Genomic DNA, 16,424 nt, shown 5'->3' on the forward strand with positions numbered 1-16,424 from the left:
CCTCGTTCACACACACGGCTACTGGTGCTGGATATCTGGTATACCGGTCCGACTGAACGTTCGACGTGCCGCACAAGTTCCGGTACAGAGCTTTTCCCATCACCCGTCAGAGCACTGTAAGCCGGACCTGTGCATCTCCCCCCATTCTTTATATCCGACATTTCACACGCATCAGCAGGACTCACCCCGACGCGTGAGGCCCCCTCGGTGGCACCATGACCCGGTGACCCATGCAACGCCGCACCCCATTCAGGTCGTCGCCCACCGGGGCGCCTCGGAGGATGCCCCCGAGCACACTCTGGCCGCCTATCGGAAAGCCATCGAAGACGGCGCCGACGGCCTCGAATGCGATGTCCGGCTCACCGCCGACGGCCACCTCGTGCTGGTCCACGACCGCCGGGTCAACCGCACCTCCAACGGGCGGGGCGCCGTCTCGGCCCTGGAACTGGCCGATCTCGCCGCCCTCGACTTCGGATCGTGGAAGGACCGCGAGGAATCGCCCGACTGGGACGCCGACCCCGAACGCACCTCGGTCCTCACCTTGGAGCGGCTCCTGGAGCTGGTCTCCGACGCCGGCCGCCCGGTGCAGCTGGCGATCGAGACGAAGCACCCGACCCGCTGGGCCGGACAGGTGGAAGAACGGCTCCTCTTCCTCCTCAAGCGCTTCGGACTGGACGCCCCGACCACCGAGGGCCCGCATCCCGTCCGGGTCATGAGCTTCTCCCCCCGCTCCCTGCACCGGGTACGGGCGGCGGCTCCGACGATTCCGACCGTCTACTTGATGCAGTTCATCTCCCCGCGGCTGCGGGACGGGCGGCTTCCGGCCGGGGTGAGCATCGCCGGCCCCGGCCTTCGGATCGTGCGCAACCACCCCGGTTACATCCGAAGGCTTCAGGCAGCGGGCCGGCCCGTGCACGTATGGACCGTAAACGAACCAGAGGACGTTCAGCTGTGCGCTGATTTGGGTGTAGAAGCGATCATCACGAACAGACCGCGTCAGGTTCTGTCACAGCTAGGCCGCTGACGTCCCGATTTGCGCAGCCGCCGCATTCACCTCTCTCGTAACAGGGTGTGCGCTGGCGCATCCGGACCGCATTCGACCTCGTGAATGCGTCAGAGCTCCCGTCCGCGGCGGTTTCCGGTCCAGGCCATTGGGGCATCCAGACCATGGCGTGGGGCTAAGGAGGTTCCGGGGGTGGCGTTGGTGATGGCACAGGAAGTGCCCACGTCGTCGTGCATGGGCGTGCGCCATGGTCCTGCGGGCGTGGGCGAGGCGAGGCGCCGGATGCGCAAAGAGCTGCGTATCAGCGGGGTGTCCGAATCGGTCGTGGACGACGCTGTTCTGATCCTTTCCGAACTGCTCAGCAACGCTTGCCGACACGGCCGGCCGCTGGGTGCGCGGGAGGTCGGGGACGGGGAGATACGCGCCGCATGGGGCGTCGACGAAGCGGGACGACTGACGGTCGAGGTCACGGACGGTGGCGGGCCCACCCGCCCGGTTCCCGCCACGCCTTCGGTCACCGCGCGGGGCGGTCGGGGGCTGAACATCATCAGCGCCCTGGCCCAGGACTGGGGTGTCCGGGACGGAGCGGCGGGTGAGGTCACCGTTTGGGTGATCGTCGCCTGTGGGACCCGGCACGAGGACTTCGCTACGCGCGTCGCGTCCCCGGCGATCGACTTCGTCACGGCCTTCGGCGATCTCGACACCTGAGAGGCGACCTCGGTCACTCGGAGGGGTTCGACGGGGGCCGTCCGTGGGACGCGAGGAGATTCGCGGGCCTCGAAGAAGGCAGAGGGCGGCCGTCCGGGAGCGCACGCCGACCGTGCTCCCGGCCGCATCCACCGGCTGCGGCGGTACCAACGGCTAGGCTCGCGCCCAGAACCCGCCGTACCGCCGCAACCGGGAGACACCCACGATGGCAAAGAAGCGCCCCGCCGCGAAGACCGCGAAGCCTCAGCTCGACAACGGGGAAATCCCGGTGGTGGGCGCGCGTGAGCCCTGTCCCTGCGGTTCCGGGCGCCGCTACAAGGCCTGCCACGGCGCCGCGGCCGCGCACGCGGTCACCGAGCACGTGCGGCGCCCCTTCGAGGGTCTGCCGGGCGAGTGCGACTGGGTGGCGCTGCGCGAGCTCGTCCCCGCGGCCACCGTGCCGCTGACCCTCAAGGGCGGCCTGCCCGAGGGCGTCCCCTCCGTCACGCTGGTCACCGTACTGCCGATGGCATGGCCGGCCCTGCGCCGCGAGGACGGTTCCGTCCTGCTCGGCCTCCAGAACGACTCGACCACCGGCGACCTCGCCCGGGACATGGCGGACACGTTGGAGCGCGCGCTGACGGCGGAGCCGGGATCTCCGGTTCCGGCACGCCGGGTTCCGGCCGAGGGCCCGCGACTTCAGGATCTCCTGGACTCCGACGGCGTTTTCGAGCCGGTTGTGCACAGTGGCTTCGAATTCTGGATTCCGGATGCGGAGAGCGCTCAGAACGCCTCCCCCGAGGTCGCCGCCTCGCTGGAACGCGCCAACGCCGCGGCCATCCCGACGGTCAAGCTGACCGGCGTGGACGCCGCCTACTGGTGCGAGACCCCCGAGAAGAACCACCTGCGGTGGGTCATGCCGCACCCGGAGGAGAAGCTGCTTGACGCGCTGGCGCGGCTGCACGCGGCCGGCACCTCCTCGCTCGGCGAAGGCACCAAGCTCGTCGGGTCGTTCCGCGCCCACGGCCTGATGGTCCCCGTATGGGACCTGCCCACAGGGGTCTCGGCCGAGGACGTGGAGAAGCCCGCCGCGGAGCTCGCGGAGCGCCTGGCCGCGGCCTTGGCGACGGATGCCCCGCTGACCCCCGAGGAGCGCCGGGCGCGCGGTGGGCTCACCAACCGTCAGGTGACGCTCAGCTGACCCCACCACGTCCCCGAGGGGTCCGGTGACTGGAGTCACAACTCCCGCTCCCCGCCTGCAAATCGCTGTCTGAATATCAGAGATCGAATTTGCGAACAGGCGATCTCTTGTTACGGTTCTTGTAGCCCGGTCGCTGGTGCATCCCCCGTCGCCAGCGACCGGGCCCTTCCTTTTCCGGTGGTGATCAACCACCGTTCGGTGCCGGTGCGTTGCTCCCGGACCGCAGGAGCAGTGCACCTTCATCATCCGGAACTGCAAACTCCGCTACGGCCGAGTAACCGTTCGCGGTGCCCGCCGACGCCTCCTTCGGCGTCTCGCACAATCCCGGCTCGTCCCCCGCGCCCACAGGGCAGTGGATCTGCGTCGTGCGCCCTGCCGGCCCCATCACGGTCAGCACGGCTTCCAGTGGACGGCCGCTGGTGTTGCGGTAGTAGCTGCGGCCCCAGGTGTCGCCCTCGCTCATCAGGACGCAGGTCTGGGCCTCCAAGCCGTGCGGCGAGGTGAGTTCGGGACCGCACCGCGAGTCCGTACGCGGCTGCTCCGGTGGGCCCGGCTGGGCGGGGCGGCCGGCGGCCCGCGCCTTGTCCGACGCAGAAGAGCCGGAAAGGCCGAGCGAGGAGAGCAACCCGCCCGCTTTTCCGTCATCTTGACCGGCGAAATCCGGCCCGGCGATCGCTCCCGCAAGCGGAAGCGACAAGATGATCAGTACACCGGCACCGATACCGATCAGGCGGAGATTCATTCGCCGAAGATAGCGATACGGGAATGGGGCACGGAGACCCCCGCGCCCAATTCGCCTGCAAACCGGCCCTGCGGACACCCGTAAGAGTGATCCGGCAGACGCGTGACACCGTGCCCACACCACGCGCCCACCTGTCCGTACGCGGGGCAGGCCCGTGCGGCACGTACGTACGGGCCTGCCGTACGGCACATCACGGGCGGCCCGGCTCCGCATGCCGCGCGTCAGTACGCGAGCCGGCTCCCGCCGCCCGGCGCTCCACTGCTCGCCTCCACCAACGCGTGCACGAGCTCCTCGACCTCGGGCAACCAGAGTCCCTGCGATCCGGTGGACGGCTCGCGCTCCCAGCGGACCTGACCGCCGCCGGAGGCGGGGGAGGGCGGCAGGAGCAGGTATCCGCCCTCGCCGTGGAAGCGCAGCGAGGAGGGCACGTGGTCCTTGGCGTAGAGGAGTTCGCCGAGCCGCTCCAGCGAATACGGCGCCACCATGAGCGACCAGCGGGTGGGCGTCGCGACGATCGGCCCCAGCCGCATGCCCTGCGCGTCCAGTCGTACGACGGCACGCGCGGCCGCGCCGGCGGGGAGACTGACCGCGCACGGCGCCTCACCACCGGTGGCCATGAGGACCGGGGCGGCCGGTCTCCGGGACCACCACCAGGCCACCATCCGGGAGTCCGTGGTCGCCGCGAGCAGCCCGGGGTCGAAGGGGTGCGCGCCGGGCACCACGCAGTCGGGGTCCGGGCAGGCGCATCGGGCGCTGTCGGCGCCGGCCCGGCCCACGCCGGGCAGTACGGGCCACCGCCATACGGTCGCGCAGGTCAGGGCCGCATCGAGCAGGGAAGCGGCGCCGCCGTCCGGGCCGGTGGCGGCGGGAGAGATCGGGAACCGGGATTTCAAGCGATCGCGGAGCCGCTGGAGACGCCTTCCGAGGATCTCGCGCATGAGCGCTCGTTCCTTTCCGTTGAACGCCGAGGGCCACATCACACCACGTAAGCGGTGTTTCACCACACGTACACGTTTCGCGTCACTGTCCGCCGGAAGCAGGTTCACACGGTTCGTGCAGTTTTCTTACGGGTCCATCCAACGTACGACGGGGCCGAGCGCGACCCCCACCGGCACCGAGACCGGTTGCCACCGGTGACGAGACCGGCTGCCGCCGCTAAGGACGACGGCACGCGCCGGGCGGTTCCCGGCGGATGCCGATGGGCGTCAACTGACTTCGGGCACCACCGTTTACGTACCCGGACCCGCAGGGACGCCCGCTCAGTCGATCGCAAAAACCGTCTGCTTCCGGCTTTTTCCGGCCAAGTTTTACCCTTGACCGGACAGCGAGTTGTGGTTCGGCGGACACCAGGATTCCCACCTGGGCAATGCTGGACATCGCTCCTCGTGTGCGTGTAGATGTGGAGCCATTGATGGCGCGCAGCACGATCTGGGGGTTTGCGATGCTATATGGCGAATCGCACCAGGTGGAAAGGCGGACGCCATGAGCGCGTCGCATCTCCCGAAAGTGGCCGGAATCGATTCAGCAGTTACCGCGTCACCGCACACTGCGGCGCCCACCGCAGCGGCTCCCGCACGAACGACCGCCCCCGCCCCGACCGTGCCGCCCGCCGCGAGCACCGTCATCCAGGACCGGTTGGCGGGAATGGTCTCCGACCTGACCACCCTCCACGAGCTGACCGAACGCCTCGCCCGGGCCGTCGATCTCGACGCCTCCCTACGCGAGTTCGTGCGCGCCGGCGCGGCGCTGGTCGGAGCCCGCCGCGGCCTCGTCGTCCTGGAGCCCTCCGACGGGCTCGGGCCCAGCACCACCATCGGTCTCGGGCTCGGTCACGCGGACCTCGGCCACATCGAAACCGTGCCCCGCAGTGCCACCTCGTACGGCCGCATCCTCGACGGACTCCCGGACGCGCGGGGCGGCTCCGACGTGCTCCCGGAACCCGGCACCGCGGCGGGGCCGGGCGCGTTCGCCGTACCCGTCGACCCCCGGCACCGCGAGGTCGCCGCCCGGCTGGGATACGCCGCCAGCTACGCGCTCCCGCTGGCCGCCGAAGCCACCGGCAGGCTCGGCGCGGCCGTCTGGCTCTACGACGAACAGGCCGAACCGAGCGAACGCCAGCGCGACCTGGCGGGGCTCTACGTCCGGCATGCCGCCGAGCACCTGGCGCGGATGATGGAGGTCGAGCGCTCCCGCTCCCGGCTGGCCACCGTCGCCGAGGAGCTGCTGCCCAGCCGGCTGCCCAGGATCGTCGGGGTGCAGCTCGCGGCCCGCCACCACACCGGACCGCGCGGCGGAGGCGACTGGTACGACGCGCTGCCACTGCCCGAGGGCGCCATGGGGCTGGCCGTCGGCTCCGTCAGCGGCTCCGGCCCGAGCGCGGTCGCGGCGATGGGCCGTATGCGGGCCTCGCTGCGCGCGTACGCGGTCATGGAGGGCGAGGACCCCGTAGCCGTCCTGTCCGATCTCGAACTGCTGCTGCGACTGACCGAGCCCGCGCGCTCGGCGACCGCCCTGTTCGCCTACTGCGAGCCGGGCTCCCGCAAGATGATCCTGGCCGGTGCGGGCCACGCTCCGCCGCTGCTCATCGGCGAGCGGCGCACCGAGTACGTGGAGACCTCGCTGTCGGCGCCCCTGGGGATGCTGGCCTGTTGGGAGGCGCCCAGTGTCGAGATCGAACCCGCTCCCGGAGAAACGGTGCTGCTGTACACCGACGGGCTGCTGCGGCGTACCGGCGACCCCATGGACCGGGCCTACGCACGGCTGCACGCGGCGGCCGCGGGGGTGCCCCGCGGTGCCCGGGACGACCCGGCGGCCATCTGCGACCACATCCTGCGCACGCTCTTCCCGCAGGCGGACGGCGCCGAGGCGCACGGCGTCGACGGGAACGGCATCGGTGTGACGGGGTCGGGCGTCAACGGCGACGCCGCGAGGGGTGCGGGCGCGGGGGGCGACGGGGACCCGGCTGAGGACATCGTGCTGCTCGCGGCCCGGTTTGACTGATTTGTCACATGACCCGACACGGGTCTTCCGCTCACCCATACGATGGATGAGGTCCACACCCGGTCCGTTCTGTCGTAGCTGAGGAGAAGACGTGGCTGACGAGCTCACCCCGGAGACCCCGGAAGAAGAGCAGCCCCAAAAGAAGCACAAGCAGCGCAAGAACGGGCTGTACCCGGGCGTCAGCGAAGAACTCGCGGAGAGCATGCGCACCGGTTGGGCCGACACCGAGCTGCGCGGGCTGGAGCCGATCGCCCAGGCCGCCCACACCGCCGAGCGCCGCGCCGCCCTGTCCGCGCGCTTCCCCGGTGACCGCCTGGTCGTGCCCGCGGGCAGGCTGAAGACCCGCTCGAACGACACCGAGTACCCCTTCCGGGCGTCGACCGAGTACGCGTACCTCACCGGCGACCAGGCCGAGAACGGCGTCCTGGTACTGGAGCCCACGGGCGAGAACGGCCACACCGCCACCATCTACCTGCTGCCCCGCTCCGACCGCGAGAACGGCGAATTCTGGCTGTCCGGTCAGGGCGAGCTGTGGGTCGGCCGCCGCCACTCCCTCGCCGAGGCCGAGCAACTCCTGGGCCTTCCCGCGAAGGACGTCCGCGAGCTGCCCGAAGCCCTCGCCGAGGCCACCGGCCCGGTCCGCTTCCTGCGCGGCCACGACCCCGTCATCGAGAAGGCGCTGACCGACAAGGTCACCGCCGAGCGCGACGAAGAGCTCCGCGTCTACCTCTCCGAGGCCCGTGCCGTGAAGGACGAGTTCGAGATCAGCGAGCTACAGAAGGCCGTCGACTCCACCGTCCGCGGCTTCGAGGACGTCGTGAAGGTCCTCGACAAGGCCGAGGCGACCTCCGAGCGCTACATCGAGGGCACCTTCTTCTTGCGTGCCCGGGTCGAGGGCAACGACGTCGGCTACGGCTCCATCTGCGCCGCCGGCCCGCACGCCTGCACCCTGCACTGGGTCCGCAACGACGGCGACGTCCGCTCCGGTGACCTGCTGCTGCTCGACGCCGGTGTGGAGACGCACTCCCTCTACACCGCCGACGTCACGCGCACCCTGCCGATCAACGGCACCTACACCGATATCCAACGCAAGATCTACGACGCGGTCTACGAGTCCCAGGAAGCCGGCATCGCCGCCGTGAAGCCGGGCGCCAAGTTCCGCGACTTCCACGACGCCTCGCAGCGCGTGCTGGCCGAGAAGCTCGTCGAATGGGGCCTGCTGGAAGGCCCGGTCGAGCGGGTGCTGGAACTCGGCCTCCAGCGCCGCTGGACCCTGCACGGCACCGGCCACATGCTCGGCATGGACGTCCATGACTGCGCCGCCGCGCGCACCGAGGCGTACGTCGACGGCACGCTCGAACCGGGCATGTGCCTGACCGTGGAGCCCGGTCTGTACTTCCAGGCCGACGACCTGACCGTGCCGGAGGAGTACCGCGGCATCGGCGTGCGGATCGAGGACGACATCCTCGTCACCGAGGACGGCAACCGGAACCTGTCGGCCGGGCTGCCCCGCGCCTCCGACGAGGTCGAGGCGTGGATGGCCCGGCTGAAGGGCTGATCGGACGGCCCGGCGGGGGGCCCGATCGGCCGGCGCACGCGCGGGTGGGCGGGTTCCCTTCCGGGACCCGCCCACCGGTGTCTACGACACTCTGAGCAGCGCGCCCTCGCGCCACTTGAGGACCTTGTCGAAGCTGACCACCGCGCCCCGGCCCGGGCGGTTGCGGAAGCGGACGTGGTCGGAGAGCTCCGCGATGAGTCCCAGACCCCGCCCGTGCTCCTTCTCCGACGGTCCGGCCGGCCGGGGTCTGTGCCCGGAGACCGTCGACGGCGGGAAACCCGGACCCGAGTCGGTCACCTCGATACGGCAGTGATCGCCGTCCAGATAGGCCGTCACGCGGTACTCGGCGCAGACGGCGGTGTCCGGCTTTCCGACACAGGACGTGTCGGCGACCGGACCGCCGTGCTCGACCGCGTTCGCACACGCCTCGCTCAGCGCCAGCGACAGATCGAAACAGATGTCAGGGTCAACCCCCGCGGTCTCCATCGTCCCGAGCAGCAGTCGCCTGGCGAGCGGCACGCTCGCGGCTTCGCGCCTCAAGTGGAGAGACCACCAGATGCTCATACCGTTACCTATTGCCGCCCTCGGTCACCCGTAAGCCCCCGGCGGCCACCGGAGCCCTCATTCGGCCGCCGGAGTCCCCGTTCGGCCGATGCGACTCTCCCGACCGTCGGTGTATGGGGCCGCGAGCGCGGGACGGGTCGGCCGGGCGACCGTCGAATCCCGGTACCTCCGCGAGTCGGCCGCTCGAACACCGCTCGGGTTCACGTGGGGACGGATGGGATGTTCCGGACCTGCCGTATGGCGGTCCGTAGGGCAGTGCGATGATGGCCCGGCCATGACTGCCCTCCACGCGACGCGGGCCGGAGCGGGTCTCCGGGTGATACGGGCCGCGGTGTTCACCGCGGTCTGCGTCGTGTTGTCCGCGGTCGGGCACGCGATGGCGTCCTGCGCCACCGTGCCGTGGTGGGCCCTCGGACTGGGCTTCCTCGCCCTCTTCGCGATCGCCGCGCCGCTGGCGGGGCGCCGGCGTTCGTTGCCCGGCATCGCCGCCGGTCTCGCCGCCGGTCAGGTGACGCTGCACGCGGTGTTCGGCCTCGGTCAGCACGGCGCGGCGACACCGGTCGACGCAATCCCCTCGGACTCGTCGCTCGCCGCACTCGCCGCGCAGCTGATCTGCGGGGGCAACTCCGTACCGCCGAGCCCACAGGACGCCCGGCTGATCCTGGAGGCCGCCGGGTTGGACCCCGCCGCCATGGCCGCGCACGGGCACATGGCCCACACGCACATGGTCCACGCTCCGCAGACCGCCCTGTTCAGCCCTGCCATGCTGGTCGGCCACCTGCTGGCCGCGCTCGCCGGTGGCTGGCTGCTCGGGCGCGGCGACGCCGCACTGTTCCGGCTCGTCGAACTGTCCCGGCTGTCGACCGAGGCCGACCCGGTACGTCCACTGCGTACCGCCCTGGCCCTGGTCCGAGCCCTCGTCTGCGGGCTTCCGGACGCGCCGGAACTTCTCGCGCGGGCCCTTCGGGGCGCGACCTCCCCGGAGATCCCCACCGGTCGTGAGGCACTCCAGCACACCGTGATCAGGCGCGGCCCGCCGACGGCGACCCTCACCCTCGCAGCCTGACGCGGCACCCCCACTCCTCGGGACTTCACGGGAGCACCGGTGCCGTGATCCTCGCGCGCGCCCGCGTGCGGGGCCATGTCACCACTGTTTCCCTGTGGAGTGTTTCTGCCATGAAGACCTCTCGTGTCTCCTTCGCCGCAGCCCTCGCCGCCGGCGCGGTCCTCGTCCTCTCCGGTCCGGCCTTCGCCCACGTCGGTGTCCAGCCGGGCGAAGCCGCCAAGGGTGGTTACGCGGTGATCAACTTCAAGGTCCCGAACGAGCGCGACAACGCGTCGACCACGCAGGTCGAGGTCAACTTCCCGATCGACCAGCCGCTCACCTCCGTCATGCCGCAGGACATTCCCGGCTGGACCGTGAACGTCGAGAAGAGCAAGCTCGACAAGCCGCTCAACGTGCACGGCAAGCAGGTCAACGAGGCGGTCACCAAGGTGACCTGGAGCGGCGGCAAGATCGAGCCCGGCAAGTTCCAGCAGTTCCCGGTCTCCATCGGCAAGCTGCCCGACAACGCGGACCAGATGGTCTTCAAGGCCATCCAGACCTACGACAACAACGAGGTCGTGCGCTGGATCGAAGAGACCAAGGCGGGCGCCCCGGAGCCGCAGAACCCCGCGCCCGTCCTCAAGCTGACCGCGGCCGCGGCCGCTGACGGCCACCACGACGACTCCACGAAGACCGATGACGCCAAGGGCCAGGAGGACGGCCACGACAAGGCCGCCGCGACCGGCTCCGACACGACCGCGCGCGCCCTCGGTATCGCGGGCATCGTGCTGGGTCTCGGCGGAGTCGCGTTCGGCTTCGCGTCGCGCCGTCGCGCCTCCTGACCGACGGCCCCCACGGGCCCTGTCATGTAGACCATCCGAAACCCCGATCCCAGGGATTCTCCCCATGCGCACCACACGTGTGACGGTCGCCGCCTTCGTCGCGGCGGCCGCACTCGCCCTCACCGCCTGCGGTGGTGAACCGGCCAAGTCCGGCGGTTCGGTCACGCAGATCACCGGCACGACCAAGGCCGGGTCGGCGACCGTCCTCGACCGCCCCTTCGAGAAGCCGGATCTCGTCCTCACGGACACCACCGGCAAGCCGTGGAACCTGCGCGAGCAGACCAAGGGCCGGCCAACGCTCATCTACTTCGGGTACACCAACTGCCCTGACGTGTGCCCTCTGACCATGAGCAACATCGCGGTCGCCAGGAAGGCACTGCCCAAGGCGGACCAGGACAAGCTCCAGGTCGTCTTCGTCACCACCGACCCCCAACGGGACACCCCCGAATCCCTCGGCAAGTGGCTCAGGGCCCAGGACCCGTCCTTCATCGGACTGACCGGGGACTTCGCCACCATCCAGACCGCCGCCCGGTCACTCGGCGTCGGTATCGAGGCCGCCAAGACGGAGGCCGACGGCAGCGTCGTCTCCATGCACGGCGCCCAAGTCATCGCGTTCTCGCCCAAGACCGACGAGGGCTACCTCCTCTACGGCGAGAGCACCACCGTCGATGACTACACCAAGGACCTGCCGAAGATCGTCCAGGGAGAGAACCCGTGAACGCCCGCATCACCCGCACCCTGGCCGCCGCGCTCTCCCTGACGGCGGCGCTCGCGATATCCGGCTGCTCCTCCGAGTCCGAGGGCACGACCACGGACGCCATGCCGAAGCTCACGGTCAGCGGTGCCTTCATGCCCGAGCCCGTCGACGACAAGATGGCCGGTGCCTTCATGGTCATCACCAATGACTCGAAGACGCCCGACAAGCTCACCGGCCTGACCAGCCCGCTCTCGGACGATCTCCAGATCCACGAGACCAAGGACCAGAAGATGCGGCAGGTCCCGTCGCTGGGCGTGCCCGCGAACGGCCGGCTCAGCCTGGAGCGCGGAGGCAGCCACGTCATGCTCATGGGCCTCAAGAGCAAGCCGAAGGTCGGCGACAAGGTCAAGGTCGAGCTCAAGTTCGAGAAGGCCGACCCCATCACGATCGAGTTGGACGTGAAGGACCGCACGTACACCGGGCAGAGCTCCAACGCCCACTGACGGACCGAGGAACTGACACGCCATGACGGCCACCGCCCCCATCCCGGCCCGCGCCCGGGCCACGGCATTCCTGCCGCGGCTCGCGCTGGTCCTCGCAGCCCTGCTGGCAACGCTGTTCGCCGCGGCCGGACCGGCCACGGCACACGCCGCACTCACCGCGAGCGACCCGAAGGACGGGGCGGTGGTCGCCACGGCGCCCGCCCAAGTGACCCTCTCCTTCTCGGAGGAGGTCGCCATGGGCGACGACTCCATCCGGGTGGTGGACCCACAGGGCAAGCGGGTCGACACCGGCGAACTGCGCAACATGTGCAGCGGATCCACCGTCCGTTACGGCACCGCTCTGCACTCCGGCCTACCCAACGGCACCTACACGGTGGCCTGGCAGGCCGTCTCCGCCGACAGCCACCCGGTTTCGGGCGCCTTCACCTTCTCCATCGGTGCGCCATCGGCCACCCACGTCGTCCTTCCCACCCAGAAGGCGGGGGGCGGACCCGTCGGCGTCGCGTACGGCATCGCCCGGTACGCCGCCTACCTCGGCTTCACCCTCCTCGTCGGCGGCGCCGCCTTCATCCTGGTGTGCTGGCGCCGCGGCTCGGCCGAACGGCCGCTGCAGAAGCTGGTGCTGCGCGGTTGGGTACTGCTGACCGCCTCCACCCTGGCGATGCTGGTGCTCCGGGGCCCGTACACGGGGTCGGGCAAGTTCGCCGACGTATTCGATCTCGACGCGCTCAAGGGCGTCCTCGACACCAAGGCCGGTGCCTCGCTCGTGTCGAGGCTGCTCCTCCTCGGGGCGGCGGCGCTCTTCGTGGCCGTGCTCTTCGGCGCCTATGCGCGCCGGCAACAGGACGCCGGACCGGCAGCGGCGGGCACCGAACCGCTTGACGTCGGCGGGACAACCAGTAGCAACGACGCGGTGGACGAGCACAAGAACACGAGCGACCTCGCCTTCGGGCTCGGTGTCGGAGGGGCCGTCGTGGCCGGCGGCATCGCCGCCACCTGGGCCCTGTCCGAGCATGCCTCCACGGGCATCCAGCCCGGGATCGCGATGCCGGTCGACATCTTGCACCTGCTCGCCGTCGCCACCTGGCTCGGCGGTCTGGCCGCGCTGCTGGTCGCCCTGTACAAGGTCCCCGGCATTGAGCGCGAGGCAGTCCGGCGCTTCTCGAAGGTCGCGTTCATCAGCGTTCTGGTGCTGGTCCTCACCGGCGTGTACCAGTCCTGGCGCCAGCTGGGCAGCTGGTCCGCCCTGACCGGCACCAGTTACGGACAGCTCCTACTGATCAAGGTCGCCCTCGTCTGCGTCCTCGTCGGCATCGCCTATCTCTCCCGATCCTGGACCGCCCGGCTCGCCGATCGTGGGCCGGTGCCGGTGCCGGTGCAGGCGAATGTTTCACGTGAAACAGAGGGCCGTGGAGGACAGCGTCGTGACACGGAGGATGTTTCACGTGAAACATCGGAGCGTGAATCACCAAAGCCTGAGGCGTCGGAGAGTGAGACGGCTCCTGAGGCCGCGGCTTTGACGACGGTACCCGCCGACCCGGAACGCGCCGCGCAGCTGGCCCGCCAGCGCACGGTCAAAGACAACGCCCGCGCCAAGCAGGTGCGTGACGCGGACCCTGGGCGCGCCGGCCTTCGCCGCACCGTCCTGGCAGAGGCGGCGGTCGCGTTGGCGTTGCTGGCCGTCACCACGGTGCTGACCAGCACCGAGCCGGGGCGCACCGCAGAACTGGAGACCGGTCGCGGTCCGGCGACCACCACCGTTCCCAATCGCCCCATCAAGATCACCCTGCCCTTCGACACCGGCGGCCCTCAGGGCAAGGGCACCGTTCGCCTGGAACTCGCCCCGGGTCGGATCGGCGCGAACGGCCTGCACCTGTGGGCCCAGAACACGGATGGACAACCCGTCGACCTTCCCGAGGTGAAGATCTCCTTCACCCTCCCGGCCAAGGAGATCGGTCCGCTTCCGGTCCTCCCGGAGCGCGCGGCTCCGGGACACTGGAGCGCGGACGGCGTACAGCTGCCACTCGCGGGCGAGTGGCGCATCGACATCACCGTACGGACGTCCGACATCGACCAGACGACCGTCCAGAAGAACGTGAAGATCGGCTGACCAGCGTGAGCGACAGCACCGAGAGCAACCCCGACATCGAAATCTCGCGGCGTCGTCTGCTGGGCACAGTGGGCGCCGCAGGCGCCGCCGGTCTGGCACTCGGCGCCACCGGCGGCGCCCTGGCGCACTCAGCCTTCGCCGAATCCCCGCAGATCACGGCGAAGGGCGGCGCCGGTACGCTCGCCTCGCTCGGTGCCACCGAGGTCGCCTTCCACGCAGACCACCAGGCCGGCATCACCACCCCTCTCCAGGCCAAGGGGCACGTCGTGGCGTTCGATCTCGCGCCCGGCGCCGGGCGCACGGAAGCCGCCGCCCTCCTGCGCCGCTGGTCCGAAACCGCGCGGCGACTGATGGCGGGCGAGACGGCCCCGACCGCGGATACCGGGATCGCCCTGGACGCCGGGCCCTCGTCCCTCACCGTCACATTCGGGTTCGGGCACTCGTTCTTCGAGCGCACCGGGCTCGCCTCGCGCCGCCCTTCAGCCCTCGACCCCCTCCCCGATTTCTCCTCGGACCGACTCGACCCGCAGCGCAGCAACGGTGACCTCTGGATCCAGATCGGCGCCAACGACGGCCTGGTCGCCTTTCACGCACTGCGCGCCCTCCAGAAGGACGCCGGCGAAGCCGCTCGGGTCCGCTGGCAGATGAACGGTTTCAACAGGACCCCCGGGGCCACCGGCGCCGCCATGACCGCCCGGAACCTGATGGGCCAGGTCGACGGCACCGCGAACCCGAAGCCGGCGGACCCCGACTTCGACAAGCGGATCTTCGTGCCGGCGGCGGGCCCCGGCCCGGCCGAACACGCGTGGATGGCGGGGGGCTCGTACGCCGTCGTACGCCGCATCCGGATGCTGCTGGACGACTGGGACAAGCAGTCCCTCGCCCAGCAGGAGCAGGTCATCGGCCGCACCAAGGCCACGGGTGCCCCACTGACCGGCGGAAGCGAGACCACCAAGATGGATCTCGCGAAGCTCGGCGCCGATGGCAAGCCGGTGATCCCTTCGAACGCGCACGCACGGATCTCGGCCCCGGAGCAGAACGGTGGCGCCGCCATGCTCCGACGGCCCTTCTCCTTCCACGACGGCATCGGCCCGGACGGCTCCCCCGACGCCGGGCTGTTGTTCATCTGTTGGCAGGCCGATCCGCTGCGCGGCTTCGTGCCCGTCCAGCGCAAACTCGATCGGGGTGACGCGTTGTCCGAGTTCATCCGGCACGAGTCGAGCGGGCTGTACGCCGTCCCGCCCGGCCCGCGGCCCGGGGAGTACGTCGGACAGCGGCTGCTCGAAGGGTGAACATCCCGTCGGACGCGGCCGCCCCGGCATTAGGCTGATCGCATGTCGGCCACCCGCTTCACCTATCTCGGTCCCGAGGGCACCTTCACCGAAGCCGCCCTGCGCACGCTGCCGGAAGCCGCCACCAGGGAGCTCGTCCCGATGGTGTCGGTTCCGGCCGCCCTGGACGCCGTGCGCAACGGCGAAGCCGCCGCCGCGCTGGTGCCGATCGAGAACTCGGTGGAGGGCGGGGTGACCGCCACCCTGGACGAGTTGGCGTCCGGCGAACCGCTGATGATCTACCGCGAGGTGCTGCTGCCCATCGCGTTCGCACTGCTCGCCCGGCCCGGGACCAAGCTTTCGGACGTCAAGACCGTGACCGGACACCCCGTGGCGCAGCCCCAGGTCCGCAACTGGTTGCGTGCGCACCTGCCCGACGCGGTGTGGGAGTCGGCCGCCTCCAACGCCGACGGCGCCCGGCTGGTCCAGGAAGGCCGCTTCGACGCGGCTTTCGCCGGCGAGTTCGCCGCTGCCACGTACGGGCTCGAGCCGCTGGTCACCGAGATCCACGACGCGGAGAACGCCGAAACCCGGTTCGTGCTCGTCGGCCGCCCCGCCCGGCCGGCCGCTCCGACGGGTGCGGACAAGACCTCGGTCGTCCTGTGGCTGGGGGACGACCACCCGGGTGCGCTGTTGGAACTCCTCCAGGAGTTCGCCGTACGGGGGGTCAACCTGATGCTCATCCAGTCCCGGCCGACGGGAGCGGGCATCGGCAACTACTGCTTCGCGGTCGACGCCGAGGGGCACATCTCCGACCGTCGGGTCAGTGAGGCGCTGATGGGGCTCAAGCGCACCTGTCCCCAGGTCCGCTTCCTGGGCTCATACCCGCGGGCCGGCGTTGCGGTGAGTGACGTACGCGCGGCGCGTCCAGGCACCTCGGACGGCGACTTCACGGATGCCTCCGACTGGCTGGCCCGCTGTCTCGACGGCCGGCCGTAGCGTTCTCCCGCTGTCCACAGAGTTATCCACAGGTTGAGATGCGGGCCTGGGGACAAGTCGACAGAGCAGTGCGACAAGGTCGACATATCGGCAGGTGCTCTAGGGTTTCACGCAAGGGAGCGCGAGGTGAACGGCGTCACCTCCGTATCACCGATCAACTCTTTGGGGCGAGTCATTCCCACCCGAATGAGTGTGTGAGGGC

General features: G+C 70.3%; 15 protein-coding genes. 12 read left to right on the forward strand and 3 right to left on the reverse strand.

The genetic code is table 11. From position 1 onward, the window contains the following. The first annotated feature begins 223 nt into the window (after positions 1–223). The 3 genes from ACV7NM_RS16090 to ACV7NM_RS16100 all read left to right on the forward strand — a co-directional run bounded on the left by ACV7NM_RS16090 (position 224) and on the right by ACV7NM_RS16100 (position 2,891). A complete protein-coding gene (locus tag ACV7NM_RS16090; RefSeq protein ID WP_463410912.1) occupies positions 224–1,024 on the forward strand; it encodes a glycerophosphodiester phosphodiesterase in 801 nt (266 codons plus the stop codon). Between the two features lie 84 nt (positions 1,025–1,108). After that, complete coding sequence (locus ACV7NM_RS16095; protein ID WP_463410913.1) at positions 1,109–1,711, forward strand: ATP-binding protein; 603 nt, start codon at positions 1,109–1,111, stop codon at positions 1,709–1,711. Positions 1,712–1,916: 205 nt separating this feature from the next. Continuing rightward, complete coding sequence (locus ACV7NM_RS16100) at positions 1,917–2,891, forward strand: DUF5926 family protein (protein WP_463410914.1); 975 nt, start codon at positions 1,917–1,919, stop codon at positions 2,889–2,891. Between the two features lie 184 nt (positions 2,892–3,075). Here ACV7NM_RS16100 and ACV7NM_RS16105 read toward each other — a convergent pair whose 3' ends face one another. After that, positions 3,076–3,633 carry a hypothetical protein gene (locus tag ACV7NM_RS16105; RefSeq protein WP_463410915.1) on the reverse strand — a complete coding sequence of 186 codons (558 nt, stop codon included), beginning with the start codon at positions 3,631–3,633 and terminating at the stop codon, positions 3,076–3,078. A 221-nt stretch (positions 3,634–3,854) separates the two neighbouring features. Beyond that, positions 3,855–4,571, reverse strand: coding sequence for a bifunctional DNA primase/polymerase (locus ACV7NM_RS16110; RefSeq protein ID WP_463410916.1), 717 nt, complete (start codon positions 4,569–4,571; stop codon positions 3,855–3,857). 544 nt (positions 4,572–5,115) lie between these two features. Between ACV7NM_RS16110 and ACV7NM_RS16115 the strand changes: the two genes are divergently transcribed. Beyond that, positions 5,116–6,633 (forward strand): PP2C family protein-serine/threonine phosphatase, encoded by a 1,518-nt coding sequence (locus tag ACV7NM_RS16115; protein WP_463410917.1) that lies wholly within the window; start codon positions 5,116–5,118, stop codon positions 6,631–6,633. 91 nt (positions 6,634–6,724) lie between these two features. After that, the gene (locus ACV7NM_RS16120; protein ID WP_463410918.1) at positions 6,725–8,191 is read left to right on the forward strand and encodes an aminopeptidase P family protein; all 1,467 of its coding nucleotides are present in this window, start codon (positions 6,725–6,727) and stop codon (positions 8,189–8,191) included. Positions 8,192–8,272: 81 nt separating this feature from the next. On the opposite strand, the gene ACV7NM_RS16125 is transcribed toward ACV7NM_RS16120, so the two are convergent. Continuing rightward, positions 8,273–8,755: an ATP-binding protein gene (locus ACV7NM_RS16125; protein WP_463410919.1), complete on the reverse strand. Its 483-nt coding sequence runs from the start codon at positions 8,753–8,755 to the stop codon at positions 8,273–8,275. Positions 8,756–9,029: 274 nt separating this feature from the next. Here ACV7NM_RS16125 and ACV7NM_RS16130 point away from each other — a divergent pair, with 274 nt between their 5' ends. From ACV7NM_RS16130 to pheA, 7 genes are all read left to right on the forward strand, one after another. After that, positions 9,030–9,821 carry a hypothetical protein gene (locus tag ACV7NM_RS16130; protein WP_463410920.1) on the forward strand — a complete coding sequence of 264 codons (792 nt, stop codon included), beginning with the start codon at positions 9,030–9,032 and terminating at the stop codon, positions 9,819–9,821. A gap of 110 nt (positions 9,822–9,931) precedes the next feature. Further along, positions 9,932–10,642, forward strand: coding sequence for a YcnI family copper-binding membrane protein (locus ACV7NM_RS16135; protein WP_463410921.1), 711 nt, complete (start codon positions 9,932–9,934; stop codon positions 10,640–10,642). Positions 10,643–10,706: 64 nt separating this feature from the next. Further along, the gene (locus ACV7NM_RS16140) at positions 10,707–11,360 is read left to right on the forward strand and encodes an SCO family protein (protein WP_463410922.1); all 654 of its coding nucleotides are present in this window, start codon (positions 10,707–10,709) and stop codon (positions 11,358–11,360) included. Further along, entirely contained in the window at positions 11,357–11,842 is a 486-nt protein-coding gene (locus ACV7NM_RS16145; RefSeq protein WP_463410923.1) for a copper chaperone PCu(A)C, read from the forward strand. The genes ACV7NM_RS16140 and ACV7NM_RS16145 overlap by 4 nt, the downstream gene beginning before the upstream one ends. Positions 11,843–11,864: 22 nt before the next feature. Beyond that, entirely contained in the window at positions 11,865–13,952 is a 2,088-nt protein-coding gene (locus tag ACV7NM_RS16150; RefSeq protein WP_463410924.1) for a copper resistance CopC/CopD family protein, read from the forward strand. 5 nt (positions 13,953–13,957) lie between these two features. Further along, positions 13,958–15,244 (forward strand): iron uptake transporter deferrochelatase/peroxidase subunit, encoded by a 1,287-nt coding sequence (gene efeB, locus ACV7NM_RS16155; RefSeq protein ID WP_463410925.1) that lies wholly within the window; start codon positions 13,958–13,960, stop codon positions 15,242–15,244. 42 nt (positions 15,245–15,286) lie between these two features. Continuing rightward, complete coding sequence (gene pheA / locus ACV7NM_RS16160; RefSeq protein ID WP_463410926.1) at positions 15,287–16,222, forward strand: prephenate dehydratase; 936 nt, start codon at positions 15,287–15,289, stop codon at positions 16,220–16,222. The last annotated feature ends 202 nt before the right edge of the window (positions 16,223–16,424 follow it).

The sequence above is a fragment of the Streptomyces sp. Tek67B01 genome (genome assembly GCF_055231995.1).

Bases quoted from the DNA above. Each gene is read 5' to 3' on its own strand.
- pheA (WP_463410926.1), top strand. From the start codon at position 15,287: ATGTCGGCCACCCGCTTCACCTATCTCGGTCCCGAGGGCACCTTCACC.
- ACV7NM_RS16110 (WP_463410916.1), bottom strand. From the start codon at position 4,571: ATGCGCGAGATCCTCGGAAGGCGTCTCCAGCGGCTCCGCGATCGCTTG.
- ACV7NM_RS16115 (WP_463410917.1), top strand. From the start codon at position 5,116: ATGAGCGCGTCGCATCTCCCGAAAGTGGCCGGAATCGATTCAGCAGTT.
- ACV7NM_RS16130 (WP_463410920.1), top strand. From the start codon at position 9,030: ATGACTGCCCTCCACGCGACGCGGGCCGGAGCGGGTCTCCGGGTGATA.
- ACV7NM_RS16125 (WP_463410919.1), bottom strand. From the start codon at position 8,755: ATGAGCATCTGGTGGTCTCTCCACTTGAGGCGCGAAGCCGCGAGCGTG.
- ACV7NM_RS16140 (WP_463410922.1), top strand. From the start codon at position 10,707: ATGCGCACCACACGTGTGACGGTCGCCGCCTTCGTCGCGGCGGCCGCA.
- ACV7NM_RS16150 (WP_463410924.1), top strand. From the start codon at position 11,865: ATGACGGCCACCGCCCCCATCCCGGCCCGCGCCCGGGCCACGGCATTC.
- ACV7NM_RS16105 (WP_463410915.1), bottom strand. From the start codon at position 3,633: ATGAATCTCCGCCTGATCGGTATCGGTGCCGGTGTACTGATCATCTTG.
- ACV7NM_RS16135 (WP_463410921.1), top strand. From the start codon at position 9,932: ATGAAGACCTCTCGTGTCTCCTTCGCCGCAGCCCTCGCCGCCGGCGCG.
- ACV7NM_RS16095 (WP_463410913.1), top strand. From the start codon at position 1,109: ATGCGTCAGAGCTCCCGTCCGCGGCGGTTTCCGGTCCAGGCCATTGGG.
- ACV7NM_RS16100 (WP_463410914.1), top strand. From the start codon at position 1,917: ATGGCAAAGAAGCGCCCCGCCGCGAAGACCGCGAAGCCTCAGCTCGAC.